The 16,276-nt window shown below is 69.5% G+C and carries 12 protein-coding genes; 6 read left to right on the top strand and 6 right to left on the bottom strand.

Annotation, left to right across the window (positions count from 1 at the left end; all coding sequences use genetic code 11):
- Positions 1–170: 170 nt before the first annotated feature.
- Entirely contained in the window at positions 171–776 is a 606-nt protein-coding gene (locus tag OHU34_RS28325; protein WP_405772401.1) for a carbonic anhydrase, read from the top strand.
- Positions 777–1,165: 389 nt separating this feature from the next.
- Positions 1,166–2,977, top strand: coding sequence for a SulP family inorganic anion transporter (locus tag OHU34_RS28320; RefSeq protein ID WP_405772399.1), 1,812 nt, complete (start codon positions 1,166–1,168; stop codon positions 2,975–2,977).
- Positions 2,978–3,073: 96 nt separating this feature from the next.
- Here OHU34_RS28320 and OHU34_RS28315 read toward each other — a convergent pair whose 3' ends face one another.
- On the bottom strand, positions 3,074–4,015 hold the full coding sequence (locus OHU34_RS28315; RefSeq protein ID WP_230195792.1) for an oxidoreductase: 942 nt from the start codon (positions 4,013–4,015) through the stop codon (positions 3,074–3,076).
- Between the two features lie 239 nt (positions 4,016–4,254).
- On the opposite strand from OHU34_RS28315, the gene OHU34_RS28310 reads away from it, so the two are divergent.
- From OHU34_RS28310 to OHU34_RS28295, 4 genes are all read left to right on the top strand, one after another.
- Positions 4,255–5,412, top strand: a complete 1,158-nt coding sequence (locus OHU34_RS28310; protein ID WP_142264203.1) for an alkaline phosphatase PhoX — start codon at positions 4,255–4,257, stop codon at positions 5,410–5,412.
- Positions 5,413–5,716: 304 nt separating this feature from the next.
- Entirely contained in the window at positions 5,717–6,706 is a 990-nt protein-coding gene (locus OHU34_RS28305; RefSeq protein WP_405768900.1) for an SMP-30/gluconolactonase/LRE family protein, read from the top strand.
- A gap of 163 nt (positions 6,707–6,869) precedes the next feature.
- Entirely contained in the window at positions 6,870–7,370 is a 501-nt protein-coding gene (locus OHU34_RS28300) for an excalibur calcium-binding domain-containing protein (protein WP_142264205.1), read from the top strand.
- A gap of 164 nt (positions 7,371–7,534) precedes the next feature.
- A complete protein-coding gene (locus tag OHU34_RS28295) occupies positions 7,535–8,530 on the top strand; it encodes an alpha/beta fold hydrolase (RefSeq protein WP_405768897.1) in 996 nt (331 codons plus the stop codon).
- 69 nt (positions 8,531–8,599) lie between these two features.
- Here the strand turns inward: OHU34_RS28295 and OHU34_RS28290 are convergent, their stop codons facing one another.
- From OHU34_RS28290 to ppdK, 5 genes are all read right to left on the bottom strand, one after another.
- Positions 8,600–10,660, bottom strand: coding sequence for an FtsX-like permease family protein (locus OHU34_RS28290; RefSeq protein ID WP_405772397.1), 2,061 nt, complete (start codon positions 10,658–10,660; stop codon positions 8,600–8,602).
- Between the two features lie 239 nt (positions 10,661–10,899).
- Positions 10,900–11,586, bottom strand: a complete 687-nt coding sequence (locus tag OHU34_RS28285; RefSeq protein ID WP_230195811.1) for an ABC transporter ATP-binding protein — start codon at positions 11,584–11,586, stop codon at positions 10,900–10,902.
- A gap of 64 nt (positions 11,587–11,650) precedes the next feature.
- Positions 11,651–12,079, bottom strand: a complete 429-nt coding sequence (locus tag OHU34_RS28280; RefSeq protein ID WP_230195787.1) for a hypothetical protein — start codon at positions 12,077–12,079, stop codon at positions 11,651–11,653.
- Between the two features lie 81 nt (positions 12,080–12,160).
- On the bottom strand, positions 12,161–13,063 hold the full coding sequence (locus OHU34_RS28275) for an ABC transporter transmembrane domain-containing protein (protein WP_405768894.1): 903 nt from the start codon (positions 13,061–13,063) through the stop codon (positions 12,161–12,163).
- Positions 13,064–13,333: 270 nt separating this feature from the next.
- A complete protein-coding gene (gene ppdK / locus OHU34_RS28270; RefSeq protein ID WP_142264210.1) occupies positions 13,334–16,081 on the bottom strand; it encodes a pyruvate, phosphate dikinase in 2,748 nt (915 codons plus the stop codon).
- Positions 16,082–16,276 lie beyond the last annotated feature (195 nt).

Genomic DNA, 16,276 nt, shown 5'->3' with positions numbered 1-16,276 from the left:
CACCTCAGATCTCCCGGACAATGTGAGCAGCGGCTCAACTCCGGACGAAAACTGTCCCCTTCTTGTCGGCGGTTTAGTGTTCCTCTAACCTTCGCCTGGCATTGGCTCCTCTACGGTGATGAGGAACTGGTCGGACCCTCATGCCGACCAGCTCTGACCTGGGAGGATCCGTGAAGGCACTGCTGGACCGCGCCCGCTCGTTCAAACGACGGGTCGCCTTCGAAAGCGGCGAATACCGGCGACTGGCCGAAGGCCAATATCCCGAGGCATTGTTCATCACCTGCTCGGACTCACGGGTGATACCCGCACTGATCACGGGCGCGCGGCCCGGTGAGATATTCGAGCTGCGAAACGCGGGAAACATCGTTCCGCCGCACGGCCGGCAGGGCGCCTCCGGCGAGGCGGCCACCATCGAGTACGCACTGGAGGTGCTCGGCGTTCAGGACATCGTGGTGTGCGGCCACTCCCACTGCGGTGCGATGGGCGCCCTCAAGTCCGGCGACGACCTGTCCGCCCTTCCCGGCGTGGACGCCTGGCTCCAGTTGGCCCGCCCCAGGCTGGCGCCCGTCCTGGACGGCGACGTCGAGGATCCGTCGATGCCGGACGTCGCCCAGCTGAACGTCGTCAACCAGCTTGCGGTGCTGCGTAGTTACCCGGCGACGCAGCGACGTCTCGACGCCGGGCGACTGCGCCTGCACGGCTGGTACTACGAGGTGCACACCGGGCAGGTGCACGAGCTGGACGAGGACGGTCTGTTCCGGGTGCACGCGGCATGAGCGGCGCACACGCCAGGCATGCCCGGGGCCGGGGAACGAGCACGGGCACCGCCCCGGGCGCGGAGTGGGACCCGGGCGCCGACCGGGACACGGGCACCGACCGGGGAACGGGCGCGGACTGGAGTTCCGGGGCCAGTGACGGAAGGGGCCGCACATTCGGGCAGGCGGCCGGGCTGACCGGTCCGCCGCCCCGGCCGGCGCCACCACCGCGGCCTATGGCCCCTCCGACGCCCACGCCCCCGCCCGCGCCGACACCCACGCAGAAACCGACGACCGGGTGGGACACCACCGCGAAGGGCGCTTCGAAGAACACGGCGAAGGCCGCCTCGAAGGACGCGGTGCCGGGCACAGCGGCAGGCACGGCGAAGGGCTCGGCGAAGGGCTCGGCGATGGCCGCCCTGAAAGCGGCTGCGCCCAAGGGTGACCTGGCCACCGAGATCACCGCGTCCCTAGTCGTCTTCCTGGTCGCGCTCCCGCTGTGCATCGGCGTGGCCGTCGCCTCGGGCGTCTCCCCCGAGCTGGGCATCATCTCGGGCGTCATCGGCGGCCTGGTGGTGGGCGCGGCACGCGGCAGCACGCTTCAGGTGAGCGGCCCGGCCGCCGGTCTCGCCGCGCTGGTCGCGGAGACCGTGCTGGAGTACGGCGTGGCCATGCTCGGCGTGATCGTGCTCTTCTCCGGCCTCCTCCAGATCGTCCTCGGCCTGGTCAAACTGGGCCGGTTCTTCCAGGCGATCTCCCTGGCCGTCGTCCAGGGCATGCTCGCGGGCATCGGCCTGCCGCTGATGTTCAGCCAGGCGTACCCGGTGGCCGACGCGAAGGCCCCCGGTACCCCGCTGGAGAACATGGCCGGCATCCCCGGCCTGCTCGCGGACACGGTCGCCGACCCGCAGGCGATGATCGCCGCCGGGCTGGGCATCGCCACGGTCGCCCTGAGCTTCCTGTGGAAGAAGGCTCCGGGACCGGTCAAGAAGGTGCCGGCGGCCCTGGTCGCGGTGGGCATCGGCATCACGGTCGCCGCGCTGCCGGGCGTCGACGTCAAGACACTCCAGGTGGGCAATCTGCTGGCCTCCGTCGACGTGCCGGGGGCGGAACAGTTCGCGGGTCTGGCGGACGCCGGGATCATCACCGCGATCCTGACCTTCACCGTGATCGCCTCGGCGGAATCACTGTTCACGGCGGCGGCGGTGGACCGTATGCACGACGGTCCGCGCACCCGCTACAACCCCGAGCTGATCGCCCAGGGCGCCGGCAACACGCTCGCGGGACTCCTCGGCGCCCTGCCCATCACCGCGGTGGTGGCCCGTAGTTCGGCGAACGTCCAAGCGGGCGCCAAGACCCGGCTCTCCCGCACCCTGCACGGCCTGTGGCTGCTGGCGTTCGCGCTGCTGCTCCCCCAGGTGCTGGCCCTGATCCCGATCTCGGTCCTGGCGGGCGTACTCGTGCACAGCGGCTGGAAGCTCTTCGCTCCCGACGAGTTCCCGAAGATGTGGCGGCAGGACCGGGGCGAGTTCGCCGTCATGATGATCACCACCCTGGTCATCGTGGCGACGGCGCTTCTGGAGGGCGTCCTGATCGGCCTCGCGGCAGGCATCGTGCTGGCCGCGGTGCGCATGTCCCAGACGGTCATCCGGCAGCACACCGAGGACGACACCGCGAAGGTGGTGATGGCCGGCAACGCGACCTTCCTGCGACTGCCCCAGGTCATCGAGGCCCTGGAGTCCGCCGCCGAGGCCGGCAGACCCCGCATCCGGCTCGACCTCACCGGCGTGACCCACCTCGACCACGCCTGCCGCAGCCAGGTGGAGGAGTTCACCGCCCAGCAACGCGGCAAGGGCCTGCGGGTGGAACTGCTGATGCCGGGCCCGGCGCGACGACCCGCCGCGGAGGAGGAAGCGACACCCGTGGCGGCCGGCCCCCGGCTCTCCGACCTCCAGCCCTCCGACCCGCTGCCCCGCCGCCGGAGGGCCCCCGCGCCCGCCACCGTCTCCGCCGCCTCCGGATCCGCTCCCGGCCCCACCGCCGAGTGGTTCTACCTGGACACCACCCCGATGCCGGAGGACTTCGCGCAGCGGTACGCGGAGGAGTACGCCCCGGCGTATGCGGAGGAGTACGCCCCGGGGTGGGCGGAGGGTTACCCGCGGGGCTACTCGGAGGGATACGCGGACGAGTACCCGTCCGGGTTCGCGCGCGGGCAGGCGTAACCGCGGGCACGGGCGCGGCCACGGGTCTGCCGGACTCCCGGGAGCACTGCCTGCGGCTGCCCGAAGGACTCCACCGTGACGGTGAGCGGCCGGGGCTCAGCCCTTGAGTGCCTCGAAGGACACCCCGGTCAGCCGCTCGGAGGCGGCCCACAGGCGCTCCCCCGCCCGGTCGTCGAGGGTCCAGGGTGCTCGCCGCGACGGCGCCGGCGCCCCGCGCCACATGGCGAGGGACGGCCCGGTGAACGAGTCCGGGCGGACACCGGGCGCGGTCGCCGCGTACAGGGCGGGCAGCGCGCCGGCCTCGGCGGGCTGGGCGAAGACCCGGTTGCCGAGCGCCATCAGCCGCTCCGCGACCCGGCGCCCCTCCGCCCGGGGCCCCGCCGTCTGGAGGTTGGTCGCCGCGTACCCCGGATGCGCGGCCGCCGCGACGACTCCGGCCCCGGCCGCCGTGAGCCTGCGCGCCAGCTCGTGCGTGAAGAGCAGGTTGGCGGTCTTCGAACGTCCGTAGGCAATCCAACGCCGGTATTTGTGTGCGGAGTTGAGATCGTCCGGGTCGATGTTGCCGAGCAGGTGGACCATGCTGGAGACGGTCACGATCCGCGTCGCCCCGGCCGGTGCGTCCTGCGCGGCGAGCAGCGCGGGCAGCAGCAGCCCCGTGAGGGCGAAGTGCCCGAGATGATTCACCCCGAACTGCGTCTCGAACCCGTCGGCGGTGGTGCCGTACGGCATCGCCATCACGCCCGCGTTGTTGACGAGCAGGTCGAGCCGGTCGTAGGGCAGGCCGTCCGCGAACTCCCTTACGGAGGCGAGGTCCCCGAGATCGAGCCGCCGCAACTCCGCCTTCGCACGCGGCACTTCCTCATGCAGTCGCCGGACGGCCTCCCGCCCCCGCGTCTCGCTGCGGCAGGCGAGCACCACTCGCGCCCCCTTGCGGGCGAGCTCGCGCGCGGTGACGTACCCGAGCCCGCTGTTGGCCCCGGTGACGACGGCGGTGCGACCGCCCTGGTCGGGGATGTCGTGCGCGCTCCAGCCGGACATGGCCGTACTCCCTCCGCGGTGTGCACGGCCCGCGGCGTGCCCGGGCAGCGGTGCACGGCCCGCGGTGTGCACGGGCAGCCTACGGCGCTCCCGGTCACCCATCCCGCATCTCCCCGTTACGACATGTCCACGACATGGCTACCCTGCGCTTCTAGCGTTCGGCAGCGCACGACCCTGAACGACCCCGTCGCCGGGACCGGCGGGCGGGCCGGTTCACCACACCACCCCTGGGAGTGAGCGTGGAACGTCGTACCTTCCTGCGTGCGGCCGCGATCGGCGGCTTTTCCGCCGTACTCGGCGGAACCCTCTGGCGCGGCGCCGCCCACGCCGCCCCGGCCCAGCCCGGCGCGGGCCCGTACGGGGCCCTCGGCACGGCCGACGCCAACGGCATCCGGCTCCCGAGCGGTTTCACCAGCCGGGTGATCGCCCGCTCCGGCCAGACGGTGTCCGGGACCTCGTACGCCTGGCACAACGCCCCCGACGGCGGAGCCTGTTACGCGGACGGCACGGGCTGGATCTACGTCTCCAACTCGGAGATCAACCCGTCGGGCGGTGCGAGCGCGGTGAGATTCTCGGCGACGGGGACGATCACGGCCGCGTACCGCATCCTCTCCGCCACCCGCCAGAACTGCGCGGGCGGCAAGACGCCGTGGAACACCTGGCTGTCCTGCGAGGAGGTCGATCGCGGGTACGTCTACGAGACCGACCCCTGGGGCACGAAGGCGGCGGTCCGCCGGGACGCGATGGGCCGTTTCAAGCACGAGGCGGCCGCAGCCGACCCGGTCCGCGAGGTGCTCTACCTGACCGAGGACGTGACCGACGGCTGCTTCTACCGTTTCCGGCCGACGAGCTGGGGCGACCTGTCCTCGGGGACGCTGGAGGTCCTCGTGGCCGGCACGGCGACGAGCGGCCCCGTGACCTGGTCCCCGGTGCCCGACCCGACCGGTGCCACCGCCACCCGCAACCAGGTCTCCGGCGCCAAGCGCTTCAACGGTGGCGAGGGCTGCCACTACGCCGACGACACCTGCTGGTTCACGACGAAGGGCGACAACCGGGTCTGGCAGTACAACGCGGCCGCCCAGACGATCGAACTCGCCTACGACGACTCGCTGGTGACGTCCGGCACGGCTCCCCTCACCGGGGTGGACAACGTCACGGGCTCCGCCTCCGGCGACCTGTTCGTGGCGGAGGACGGCGGCACCATGGACATCTGCCTCATCACCCCCGACGACGTGGTCGCGCCCTTCCTGCGCGTCGACGGCCAGTCGGGTTCCGAGATCACGGGCCCGGCCTTCTCCCCGGACGGCACCCGTCTGTACTTCTCCAGCCAGCGCGGCACGAGCGGCAGCTCGTCGGGCGGGATCACCTACGAGGTGAAGGGGCCGTTCCGGACATAGGGACGCCTGGGGCAGGCACTTCGGCTCGGGCCGGGCCAGGATTGACAGGAACTCGACAGCAGAACGGAGGAACGCGGTCGGGCGGCGGCTCGTTACTCGCCAACGAAGTCCAAGCGGAGTGAGACCACACACCGGCGGCCACGGCCCCACCGGGCATGGCCACGGTTCGCCGTGTCGCGCCGTACGCGGAGTCACGCCGTCGGCAGAGTCACATCGTTGGCAGGGTCACACCGGTTCGAAGATCACACCGTTCGCAGAGTTACGCCGTTCGCCGCCCGCACCCCACTCACGGAGGCACGTAACCATGATCCCCGCTCCCACGCCCGCCCCCACCCCGTCCCGCCGCACCGTCCTCGGCGGCGCGGCCCTGGCCGCCCTCACCCTGACGGCTGCGGCGGCCCCCGCCGCGACCGCGGCCAACTCCCCTGCCGATGCCGCGAAGTTCCTTACCGGTGAGGCGGGTTGGCCGACCGAGTACTCCCTCCCCGACGGCTGGCTCCCCGAGGGCATCGCCATCGGCAGCAAGCCGTACGCCTACCAGGGCTCCCGCGCCGACGGCGGCATCCTCCGCACCGACCTGCGCACCGGCGAGGGCACGGTCCTGTACGCGGGCGGCACCGGCCAGGTGTCGGTCGGCCTGAAGCTCGACCACGACGGCCTGCTGTACGTGGCGGGCAGCACGGGAGTGGCGCGCGTGATCGACTCCCGCACCGGCGAGCTGCTGACAACCCACCAACTCAGCCCGGCCGCAGGCCACTTCATCAACGACGTGACCCTGCTCGGCGACCGGGCCTGGTTCACCGACTCACGGGACGCCGTGCTGTACGGCGTCCCGCGCGGCCGGACCGACGGCGGGATCCGTGCCCTTCCGCTCATCGGCGACTGGGTCCAGCTCCCCGACGTGAACAACGCCAACGGGATCGTCGGCACACCGGACGGCCGGGGTCTGATCGTCGTCAAGAGCACACCCGGCGAGCTGTACAACGTGAACCTCAGGACCGGTCACGCCACGAGGATCACGCTGGTCGGCGCGTCGGACGTGGTGAACGGCGACGGCCTCTACCGCATCGGCCGCACGCTGTACGTGGTCCAGAACCGTCTGAACCTGATCAGCGTCTGGTCCCTGGACCGCACGGCGACCACCGCCACGCTCACCCGCACGATCACCGACCCCCGCTTCGACGTCCCCACCACGGCCGCCCGTTACGGCGACCGCCTGTACCTGGTCAACGCGCGCTTCACCAGCCCGCAGCTCCCGGAGACGACGTTCACGGCGGTAGCGGTCTCCATCTGACGAACCGTCCGGCCCGCCGGGGCGGCACTCGACGAGCGCGGGTGCCGCCCCTCCCCGGCGACCGGGGTGATGCGCACAGAAAGTAACAGAACGGCCACTCCTCCCACACCCCGAGCAAAACGCCCATACCGTCGTCCCCTCACACCACAGCTCGGGGGGACACATGAGCAGCAGCAACCCGTACACCACCGCACCCACCCAGAACCCCACCCCCCGGTGGGCCAGGAAGAGGTACGTCCTGCCCGCCCTCGCCCTGGCCCTGTTCCTCGGCGCGGGCATCGGCGGAGCCGACGGCGGCACCACGACGGAGGCGAAGCCGACGTCCGCCGAACCGCAGCCCACGGTGACCGTGACGACCACGACGACGGAGACCGCCGTCCCCGAGCCGGCGGGCACGGTGACCGTCACGGCGACGGAGACGGTGAAGGTGACGAAGACGGTCACGGCGAAGGCGGCGGCGAACGAAGCAGGCTCCGGGGCCGGATCCGACGAGTCCGACAGCTCAGCCGATTCCGCCGACTCAGCCGATTCCGCCGACTCCGGAAGTGCCTACTACGCCAACTGCACGGCCGCCCGCGCGGCCGGCGCCGCCCCGGTCCGCGTGGGCGACCCGGGCTACGGGCGCCACCTGGACCGCGACGGCGACGGTGTGGGCTGCGAATAGGAAGAGGGGAAGAGGGAACGAAGTCGCGAGCCGCCGCCGGAGTCGTGGACCCGGTACGCCTCGGCGACCGCCGGCCGTTTGCCGAACCGGCAACAGAACTCGCGACGCGCTCGCCGGGACCGCACCCTCGGGACCGATAGACGATCTCAAGTCTCGGAGGGTCGATGCCGCAGCAGACCGCGAACGACGTGAAACACCGCCTGGTCCCCTCGCCCGCAGGCCGTGTCCACGTGGTGGAGCAGGGCGAGGGCCCCTTGGTCCTGCTCGTACACGGCTTCCCCGAATCCTGGTACTCCTGGCGTCACCAGTTGCCGGCACTGGCCGCGGCCGGGTACCGCGCGGCCGCCCTCGACGTCCGCGGCTACGGCCGCTCCTCCAAACCCCGGCCCACGGACGCGTACCGCATGCGGGAACTGGTGGCGGACAACGCCGCGGTCGTGCACGCCCTGGGTGAGGGGTCGGCGACGATCGTCGGCCACGACTGGGGCGCGACGATCGCCGCCCACTCCGCCCTGCTGCGCCCGGACGTCTTCCACGCGGTGGGTCTGCTGAGCGTCCCCTACACCCCACCGGGCGGACCGATGCCGAGCGAGGTCTTCGCTCAGATGGGCGCGACGGGCGGGGAAGAGGAGTTCTACGTCTCCTACTTCCAGGAACCCGGCCGCGCCGAGGCGGAGATCGAGCCCGACGTACGAGGCTGGCTCACCGGCTTCTACGCCGCCCTGTCCGCGGACACCATGCCGGCGGCGGGCTCCCCGGACCCCCACTTCGTCACCCGGGGCGGAAAGCTGCGCGACCGCTTCCCCACCGGGGGGCTCCCCGCCTGGCTCACCGAGGAGGATCTCGACGTCTACGCGGCGGAGTTCGAGCGAACCGGCCTGACCGGCGCCCTGAACCGCTACCGCAACATGGACCGCGACTGGGCGGACCTCACGCCCTTCAACGGCGCCCCGATCACCCAGCCGTCCCTGTTCATCGGCGGCGCCCTCGACGCCTCCACGACCTGGCTGGCCGCCGCGATCGAAGCGTTCCCCGCGACCCTCCCCGGCCTCTCCTCATCCCACATCCTCGAAGACTGCGGCCACTGGCTCCAACAGGAACACCCCGAACAAACCAACCACCTCCTGACCACCTGGCTGTCCACCCTGCCGAAACCCTGACCCCCACCACCACAAAGGGCGGCACCCTCACACAGGGTGCCGCCCCCATCCACATCCGACCGCCACCCATCAATCGCGCCGAATCAACTCCGGATCGATCCGCCGCCCGATCAGGGGCAGCGCGCCGAGCGCGGCGACGACCACAACACCGAGCGCGGAGGCGAGAAGCAGCGGCAGCCCGGCCCCGTCCCAGAAGACGGCCCCGCCACCGGTCACCAGGTAACTGGACTCCGCCATCTTCCCGGTCACCACCGCGAGCACGAGCCCGACGGCCAGGGGCAACACAACCTGCGCGACCTGAACGGCACGGAGTGTCCGAGGCCTGGCCCCGAGCAACGCCAGGGCAGTGACCTGCGGTCGGCGTTCCACAGCTCGATCGGTGGCGGCAACGAGGTACGCCGCCACCCCGATGATCAGGCCCAGGATCATGCCTACGGCGAGGAGGGTCTTGATGACGGTGATCTGCTGAAGAGCGGCGGCGTCCACGCCGTCCGTCTCGACCTCGATCGTGGGGTCGACCCCGGCGATGCCTTCGAGTACGGAGCGAACGGTCCCGGGGGCGGCGCTGCTGAGGAGCTTGAGGGTGGCTCGGTCCTCAGGACGGAAACCGGCGGGGAACAGGGACGGTGGAATCAGAACAGCGCCGCTGCTGACCATCTGTGCTGCCGTGTCGTCGTGATACTTGATCGTCTGACGCGGCACTTCCACGTTGACGACCCGGCGCTCGCCTTCGGAGTTACGCAAGTGAAAGGGAAAGCTCTTTCCCGGCTTGCTGGCCTCGTCGTACGTGTGACCCTGAACCATCAGCCGGGCGGGACGTCCGTCGACGCAGTTCTCGACCAAGGACGCCATCCTGCGCAGTTGCCCGCAAGTGGCGATCACGGCACTGATACTCGTCAACACCTCGCTGCTGGGTTCCGTCCACGACTGCGCCTGAATGGCGTGGCTACGGACGCCCGGGACCTGGGTGAGAGCCCGCTCCTCATTCTCGGGAACATCGTCTAGCGCCATGGTGTAGAGCTGAACCGGCGAGGTGTTCTTGGAGACCTGGTTCAGCTCGATGAGCACGCCCTGCGTGAGTGACGCCGCGTAGACCAGCAACACCAGGCCGGTCGCCACGCGGAGAGCACCGCCCGGTTCCACTTCGTTGCGGCGCATGGCGAGACCCAGAGACAGCGAACTCGTGACCCGGGCAACTGTCCGGGCCAGCACGCGCGAGAGGATCGGCAACGACAGCACGAGGCCAGTACCGACCAGCACGACGGCGAGCGGCATCAGGATCGCGGAGAACGACGTGTCCGTGGGTACATTCCCCGTCGCGCCGGCCGCGCAGTATCCGATGACGATGCCCAGTCCGGGAACAAGCGGGAGCAGGCCCCACAGACGCGGCGGCTTCTCCACGGCGCTGCGCCGCACGGCCAGCGGGTTGGCCGCGGCCTTCTTCGCTCCGACCCGACCTACGAACCAGGCCAACGCCGGACAACCCACCAGACAGACGAGGAGCGCCGTCCCGGGCAGCGCACCATCGGCCGGGTACCACTTGAACCCGGGCAGCCCCATCCGCGCCACCAATTGGTTGATGACCCAATAGGCACCCAGACCGAGCACGGCTCCCAGCAGCGCGGCAGCGACGGTCTCGGCCGCGTTGACACGCTGTGTGCCCTTTGCGCTCAGCCCGAGCAGGCGCAACGCGGCCAGCCGCCTCATACGGGAAGCGGCGGACAGCCGGGCACACACGGAAAGGAAAACTGCCAGCGGCAGCAGTACGACACCGGCCAAGGTGAAGCGCAAAATGTCGAGCGTGGAGGGCTCCACGGTCGGGAAGCGCGCATATTTCCAACCGAACTCCGACAAGTGGCCACCCCCCTTCAGCTCTTCGGGTCTGGCGCCGACGTACGCGTAAAGCTCGTCAGGCTGGGCCAGCCCCTGGGCGGAGATGAGGCCGACCTCGTCCCCGGGCAGAAGTTGAGAAAGGCCGGGATCTCTGTTCAGCAGCTCGTGCAGCCGAGGGGACACGAACACCTCACCGGGGCCCGGAAGTTCAGGCAGCCCAGGTGGCGGGGTGATGGGTGCCACGCCTGTCTGAGCCACGAAGATCCGGGTCAGGGGTTCTGAACCGTAGGGGTCCATTCGGGTGAGGGCCAAGCCAGGAGCTCTACTCGCTGTTGAGGCGCAACTGCCCCTTCCATTCGAGCAATCCGGCTCGCGATCCGCCTTCCGGGCATCTTGTGCGGCTAGGATTCCCGGAATCGCTAGCACTACAGCCAGACAACACACACCGATCGCGCTTCCGACTGTCATGAGTAGAAAGCGCACACGGTTGCCTCGACCGCTCCCCACCAACAACCGCAAACCCAGAAGAAGTTCCTTCACGACGCTTCCCGCACCTGAGCTGTAAGCACACCGTCGCACATGGTGTAGAGGTAATCGGCCCTAGCTGCCACCTGTGCATCATGCGTGACAAGAATTACAGCTGTCCCCTGCGACCGCGCCAGGCCGAGGAATTCGTCTAGCACAGCCTCAGCATTGCCGCTGTCGAGCGAGCCAGTGGGTTCATCGGCGAACACGACGGTCGGTCGGTGCACCAATGCACGTGCGACAGCCACTCGTTGACTCTGCCCACCAGAAACCTGTGAAGGCCGTCGCTGCCGAAGGTCGGCAAGCCCCAGCCGCTCCAGCACTTCACCGGCCGCGGTCAACGCCTCCGCCTTGCGCTGCCCAGCTAGGCGCAGCGGCAGGGCAGCGTTCTCCTCCACAGTCAACTCCGGCAGGAGTTCGCCATACTGGAACACGAATCCGAAGCGTTCTCGGCGAATGGCACTGATTTCCTCGTCATCGAGAGCACCGAACGAGCGCCCTTCGAAGCAGACCTCACCACGGGCCACCGGCAAAACTCCAGCTAGGCAATACAACAGTGAAGATTTTCCGGACCCGCTCTGACCGGTAATTGCCACGACGTCTCCCCGCCCCAAGGAGATGTTCGCATTTAGGACAGCTGACGTTTCACCATAGAAGAGGTCGACTCCTTTGGCGGACAGGACTTCTGACGTATTGATCGCGTTCTCCCATCAGGAGCCCGAGCCCGGGTAGACGTACCTGGGCTCGGGAAGTCGGACAGGCTCAGCCACGGTCCCAGTCGTGCGTGTAGAGTCGCACCGGCGCGCAGTTGTTCGGGCGAAGTGCACCACGGTCTCGGCACACTCGGAACCTCACTTTTGCCGTGTAGCGCTGCGCCCCATCCCAGTTGGACTTGTGCAGTCGGACAGAACGCCCCTGCTTGCCGTAGTAGCGAACCCAGTCGTGGCCCTGAACCTTGACTTCGGCGTAGACGTTATGGCGATCACCGGGAGACGTGTCCGTGAGCTGTCCCCACCACTCAAAGGCTCCATGGTTGGTCCCGGGCCGGTTGAACTTGTACTTCCCGCTGCTGAACTCAACGCCAGTCGACTCAAAGGCCGGGAGTTCTCCCCCTACAGGCGTAGCAGGCGCCGCCACCACCCCGCCGAACATCAGACCAACCGCAGCCAAGCCGAGCACTGCCCTCTTCATGCATGCCTCCCGTAACCATCAGCGACGCAACCATCGCTGGTAGTAACGGACTGTAGCGGCACGTAAGTTGACAGAAACGATCTATCGCCCCACAACCATCACATCAGGCGATCGACTTCCAGCCACGTCGCCACAAAAAAAGCCACCCTCGCGCCACCGACACCTGGCCCTGCACCTCAGGACGCCACCCACGCGTAAGCGTCCCCCCGAGCGGACGGCGGCCCGGAACCACGCCGTGGCCTCCCGGCTCAACCGGCGCCGCTCGGCGTCCTGGCGGCCGTACGCCTGGGTGAGGACGAGGTTGCCGAGCGACTCCTCCACCACGGAGGTGACCGTGCCGTCGGCGACCCCGGCCCTCGCGTGCGACGGACCGGACACCGGCGGCGAACCTCCGGGCGGCCAGCCAGAAGAGGGGGCGAGGACGAAGGTCGCCGCCGCGAGTTCCCAGCGCAGCCAGAACGCCGCCGCCGCGTAGACGACGGCGCTGAACATCGCGGACGCCGTGCCGATCAGCCCGGAGACGGCGATCTGCTCGATCGCCTCGACGTCGCCGGTCAGCCGGGAGAGGAGATCTCCCTGGCGGTGGCGCTGGAAGAAGCGCGGGGGCAGTTTCCGCACATGGTCGAAGACGTGCTCGCGCAGGCGCATCACGAACCGTTCCGACACCCGGACGGCGAGGGAGCCACCCGCGTACCCGACGGCCGCGCCGACCACGGCGATGCCGAGCCACTGGGCCGCGTTCTGGAGCGCGTTGTCGGTGAGGTCGCCGAACAGCAGGATCGCGGCGGTCTCCGCGAGCGCGCCCAGCACGGTGCAGAGCCAGACACCCACGAGCCGGCTTCGCAGCCCCTTGGTCATGGGCCAGAAACGGCGGAAGGCGGTGCGGGGCGAGAGGGTGGGGGGTGCCGGGGGCGTGCCGTTGTCGTCACCGGCAGGGTCGTCACCCTGAGCGATCCCGCCGCCCGACGAGAAGGAACTTGACACGCACCGTCAGGGCCCGAGAGAAACTCGGAATTCAATGCGCGAAAACATGCTGTGAAAACAACCTTGCATTTTTTCCTTGGTGTTCATTAGGAGTGCCCCATTGACCTGCGTGAATTGATCAGCGCATGCGGATCTCGCGGGAGGACGACGCGCACGGACAACGCAAGAGGACGGCACCCCCGCACAGGGTGCCGTCCTCCGTGGTGCGCCGGGGCCGTCGCCGATCGGTGAGGGTCGGGGACCGGCGGCGGCTCCGGGGTCATCGGGGCGTCAGCGGTGGTCGCTGCCCGTCGACTGCGAGGCCGCCCGGCCCGCCTCCAGCCGCGCCACCGGGATCCGGAACGGTGAGCAGGAGACGTAGTCGAGTCCCACCTCGTGGAAGAAGTGGACCGACTCCGGGTCGCCGCCGTGCTCGCCGCAGACGCCGAGCTTCAGGTCGGGGCGGGTGGCGCGGCCGGCCTCCACCGCCAGCTTCACCAGGGAGCCCACGCCGTCCCGGTCGATCGTCTCGAACGGGCTGACGCCGAAGATGCCCTTCTCCAGGTAGGCCGTGAAGAACGAGGCTTCGACGTCGTCGCGGCTGAAGCCCCACACCGTCTGGGTCAGGTCGTTCGTGCCGAAGGAGAAGAACTGCGCCGCCTCGGCGATCTGACCGGCGGTCAGCGCGGCGCGCGGCAGCTCGATCATCGTGCCGATCGAGAGCTTCAGCTGGACGCCGGTCGCCGCCTCCACCTCCGCGATGACCTGGTCGGCCTCCTCGCGGACGATCTCCAGCTCCTGGACGGTGCCGACCAGCGGGATCATGATCTCCGCGCGCGGGTCGCCCTTCGCCGTCTTGCGCTCGGCGGCGGCCTCGGCGATCGCCCGTACCTGCATGGTGAACAGGCCGGGGATGACCAGGCCGAGACGTACGCCGCGCAGGCCCAGCATCGGGTTCTGCTCGTGCAGGCGGTGGACGGCCTGGAGGAGCCGGAGTTCGTTCTCGTGGGGCTCCTGACGGGACTCCGCCAGGGCCACCCGGACCGACAGCTCGGTGATGTCGGGCAGGAACTCGTGCAGGGGCGGGTCCAGGAGCCGGACCGTGACCGGGAGGCCGTCCATCGCGGAGAACAGCTCCACGAAGTCCTGCTTCTGGAGCGGCAGGAGTGCCTTCAGCGACTCCTCGCGCTCGGTCTCCGTGTCCGCGAGGATCAGGCGCTCGACCAGCTCACGACGGTCGCCGAGGAACATGTGCTCCGTACGGCACAGGCCGATGCCCTGGGCGCCGAAGCGGCGGGCGCGCAGCGCGTCCTCGGCGTTGTCCGCGTTGGCCCGGACCCGCAGACGGCGCTTCCGGTCCGCGAAGGCCATGATCCGGTGGACCGCCTCGACCAGTTCGTCGGCGTCGTTGGCGCCCGCGTGCATCCGGCCCTCGAAGTACTCCACGACGGGGGACGGGACCACCGGGACCTCGCCCAGGTAGACCTTGCCCGACGACCCGTCGATCGAGATCAGGTCGCCTTCCTCCACCACATGACCGCCCGGGACCGTCATCCGGCGGCGCTTGGTGTCGACCTCGAGTTCCTCGGCGCCGCAGACACAGGTCTTGCCCATGCCTCGGGCCACCACGGCCGCGTGGGAGGTCTTGCCGCCGCGCGAGGTCAGGATGCCCTCGGCCGCGATCATGCCGTCCAGGTCGTCGGGGTTGGTCTCCCGGCGGACCAGGATGACCTTCTCGCCGGAGCGGGACCACTTGACGGCCGTGTACGAGTCGAAGACCGCCTTGCCGACCGCCGCGCCCGGCGACGCCGCGATGCCCCGGCCGACCTGCTGGACCTTCGCCTCGTCGTCGAAGCGCGGGAACATCAGCTGGGCGAGCTGGGCGCCGGTGACCCGCTGGAGCGCCTCGGCCTCGTCGATCAGGCCCTGGTCGACGAGCTGGGTGGCGATGCGGAAGGCCGCGCCCGCCGTGCGCTTGCCGACGCGGGTCTGGAGCATCCACAGCTGACCGCGCTCGATGGTGAACTCGATGTCGCAGAGATCCTTGTAGTGGTTCTCCAGCGTCGCCATGATCTGCATCAGCTGGTCGTACGACTTCTTGTCGATCGTCTCCAGCTCGGCGAGCGGGACGGTGTTGCGGATGCCCGCCACCACGTCCTCGCCCTGGGCGTTCTGGAGGTAGTCGCCGTACACGCCCTGGTGGCCGGAGGCGGGGTCGCGGGTGAACGCCACGCCGGTACCCGAGTCGGGGCCCAGGTTGCCGAAGACCATCGAGCAGACGTTGACGGCCGTGCCCAGGTCGCCCGGGATGCGCTCCTGGCGGCGGTAGAGCTTGGCGCGGTCGGTGTTCCAGGAGTCGAAGACCGCGTGGATGGCGAGGTCCATCTGCTCGCGCGGGTCCTGCGGGAAGTCGCGGCCGGCCTCGGTCTTGACGATCCGCTTGAACTTGGTGACCAGCTTCTTGAGGTCGGCCGCCTCCAGCTCGGTGTCGACCGTGACCTTCTTGGCGGTCTTCGCGGCCTCCAGCGCGTCCTCGAAGAGTTCGCCGTCGACGCCGAGGACCGTCTTGCCGAACATCTGGATCAGGCGGCGGTAGGAGTCCCAGGCGAAACGGTCGTCGCCTGCCTGCTTGGCGAGGCCCTGGACCGACTTGTCGGAGAGGCCGATGTTGAGGACCGTGTCCATCATGCCGGGCATCGAGAACTTGGCGCCGGAGCGGACCGAGACCAGCAGCGGGTCGTCGGCCTGGCCGAGCTTCTTGCCCATGCGCTGCTCCAGCGCGTCGAGGTGCGCACTCACCTCGTCACGCAGTGCCGCCGGCTCCTCGCCGCTGTCGAGGTAGACCTTGCAGGCCTCGGTGGTGATGGTGAAGCCCGGAGGGACCGGAAGGCCCAGGTTGGTCATCTCGGCGAGGTTCGCGCCCTTGCCGCCGAGGAGATCCTTGAGGTCCTTGTTGCCCTCGGTGAAGTCGTAGACGAACTTCACGCCCTCAACGGTCGCGGCCTGCTCGGCTACCTGGAGATCTTTGTTTTCCGACACGGGTCTCGACTCCTCGAGGACGCGGTGGCTGCCCTGACGGCCAGGAACATACCCAGATCGAAGGCTCCTGGGTACGTCCACTCGCGCGTCATGTGCCCGTAACCAACCGTCCGCCAGCGGATCGAAAGTCAAGGCTTGGCAAGCGCACGGCCGTCGATGTTTTCACTTCTTGAACGCAAGCACCTCCCGACGGCC

This window comes from Streptomyces sp. NBC_00080, from assembly GCF_045041255.1.
GTDB classification, from domain to species: Bacteria; Actinomycetota; Actinomycetes; order Streptomycetales; family Streptomycetaceae; genus Streptomyces; species Streptomyces coriariae.
This window is presented reverse-complemented; position numbering and strand designations above follow the sequence as displayed.

What these genes read in the sequence shown, in the direction of transcription:
- OHU34_RS28320 (WP_405772399.1), top strand. Translation starts at nt 1,166, where the DNA reads ATGGCCGCCCTGAAAGCGGCTGCGCCCAAGGGTGACCTGGCCACCGAG.
- OHU34_RS28315 (WP_230195792.1), bottom strand. Translation starts at nt 4,015, where the DNA reads ATGTCCGGCTGGAGCGCGCACGACATCCCCGACCAGGGCGGTCGCACC.
- OHU34_RS28305 (WP_405768900.1), top strand. Translation starts at nt 5,717, where the DNA reads ATGATCCCCGCTCCCACGCCCGCCCCCACCCCGTCCCGCCGCACCGTC.
- OHU34_RS28300 (WP_142264205.1), top strand. Translation starts at nt 6,870, where the DNA reads ATGAGCAGCAGCAACCCGTACACCACCGCACCCACCCAGAACCCCACC.
- OHU34_RS28295 (WP_405768897.1), top strand. Translation starts at nt 7,535, where the DNA reads ATGCCGCAGCAGACCGCGAACGACGTGAAACACCGCCTGGTCCCCTCG.
- OHU34_RS28290 (WP_405772397.1), bottom strand. Translation starts at nt 10,660, where the DNA reads ATGGACCCCTACGGTTCAGAACCCCTGACCCGGATCTTCGTGGCTCAG.
- OHU34_RS28280 (WP_230195787.1), bottom strand. Translation starts at nt 12,079, where the DNA reads ATGAAGAGGGCAGTGCTCGGCTTGGCTGCGGTTGGTCTGATGTTCGGC.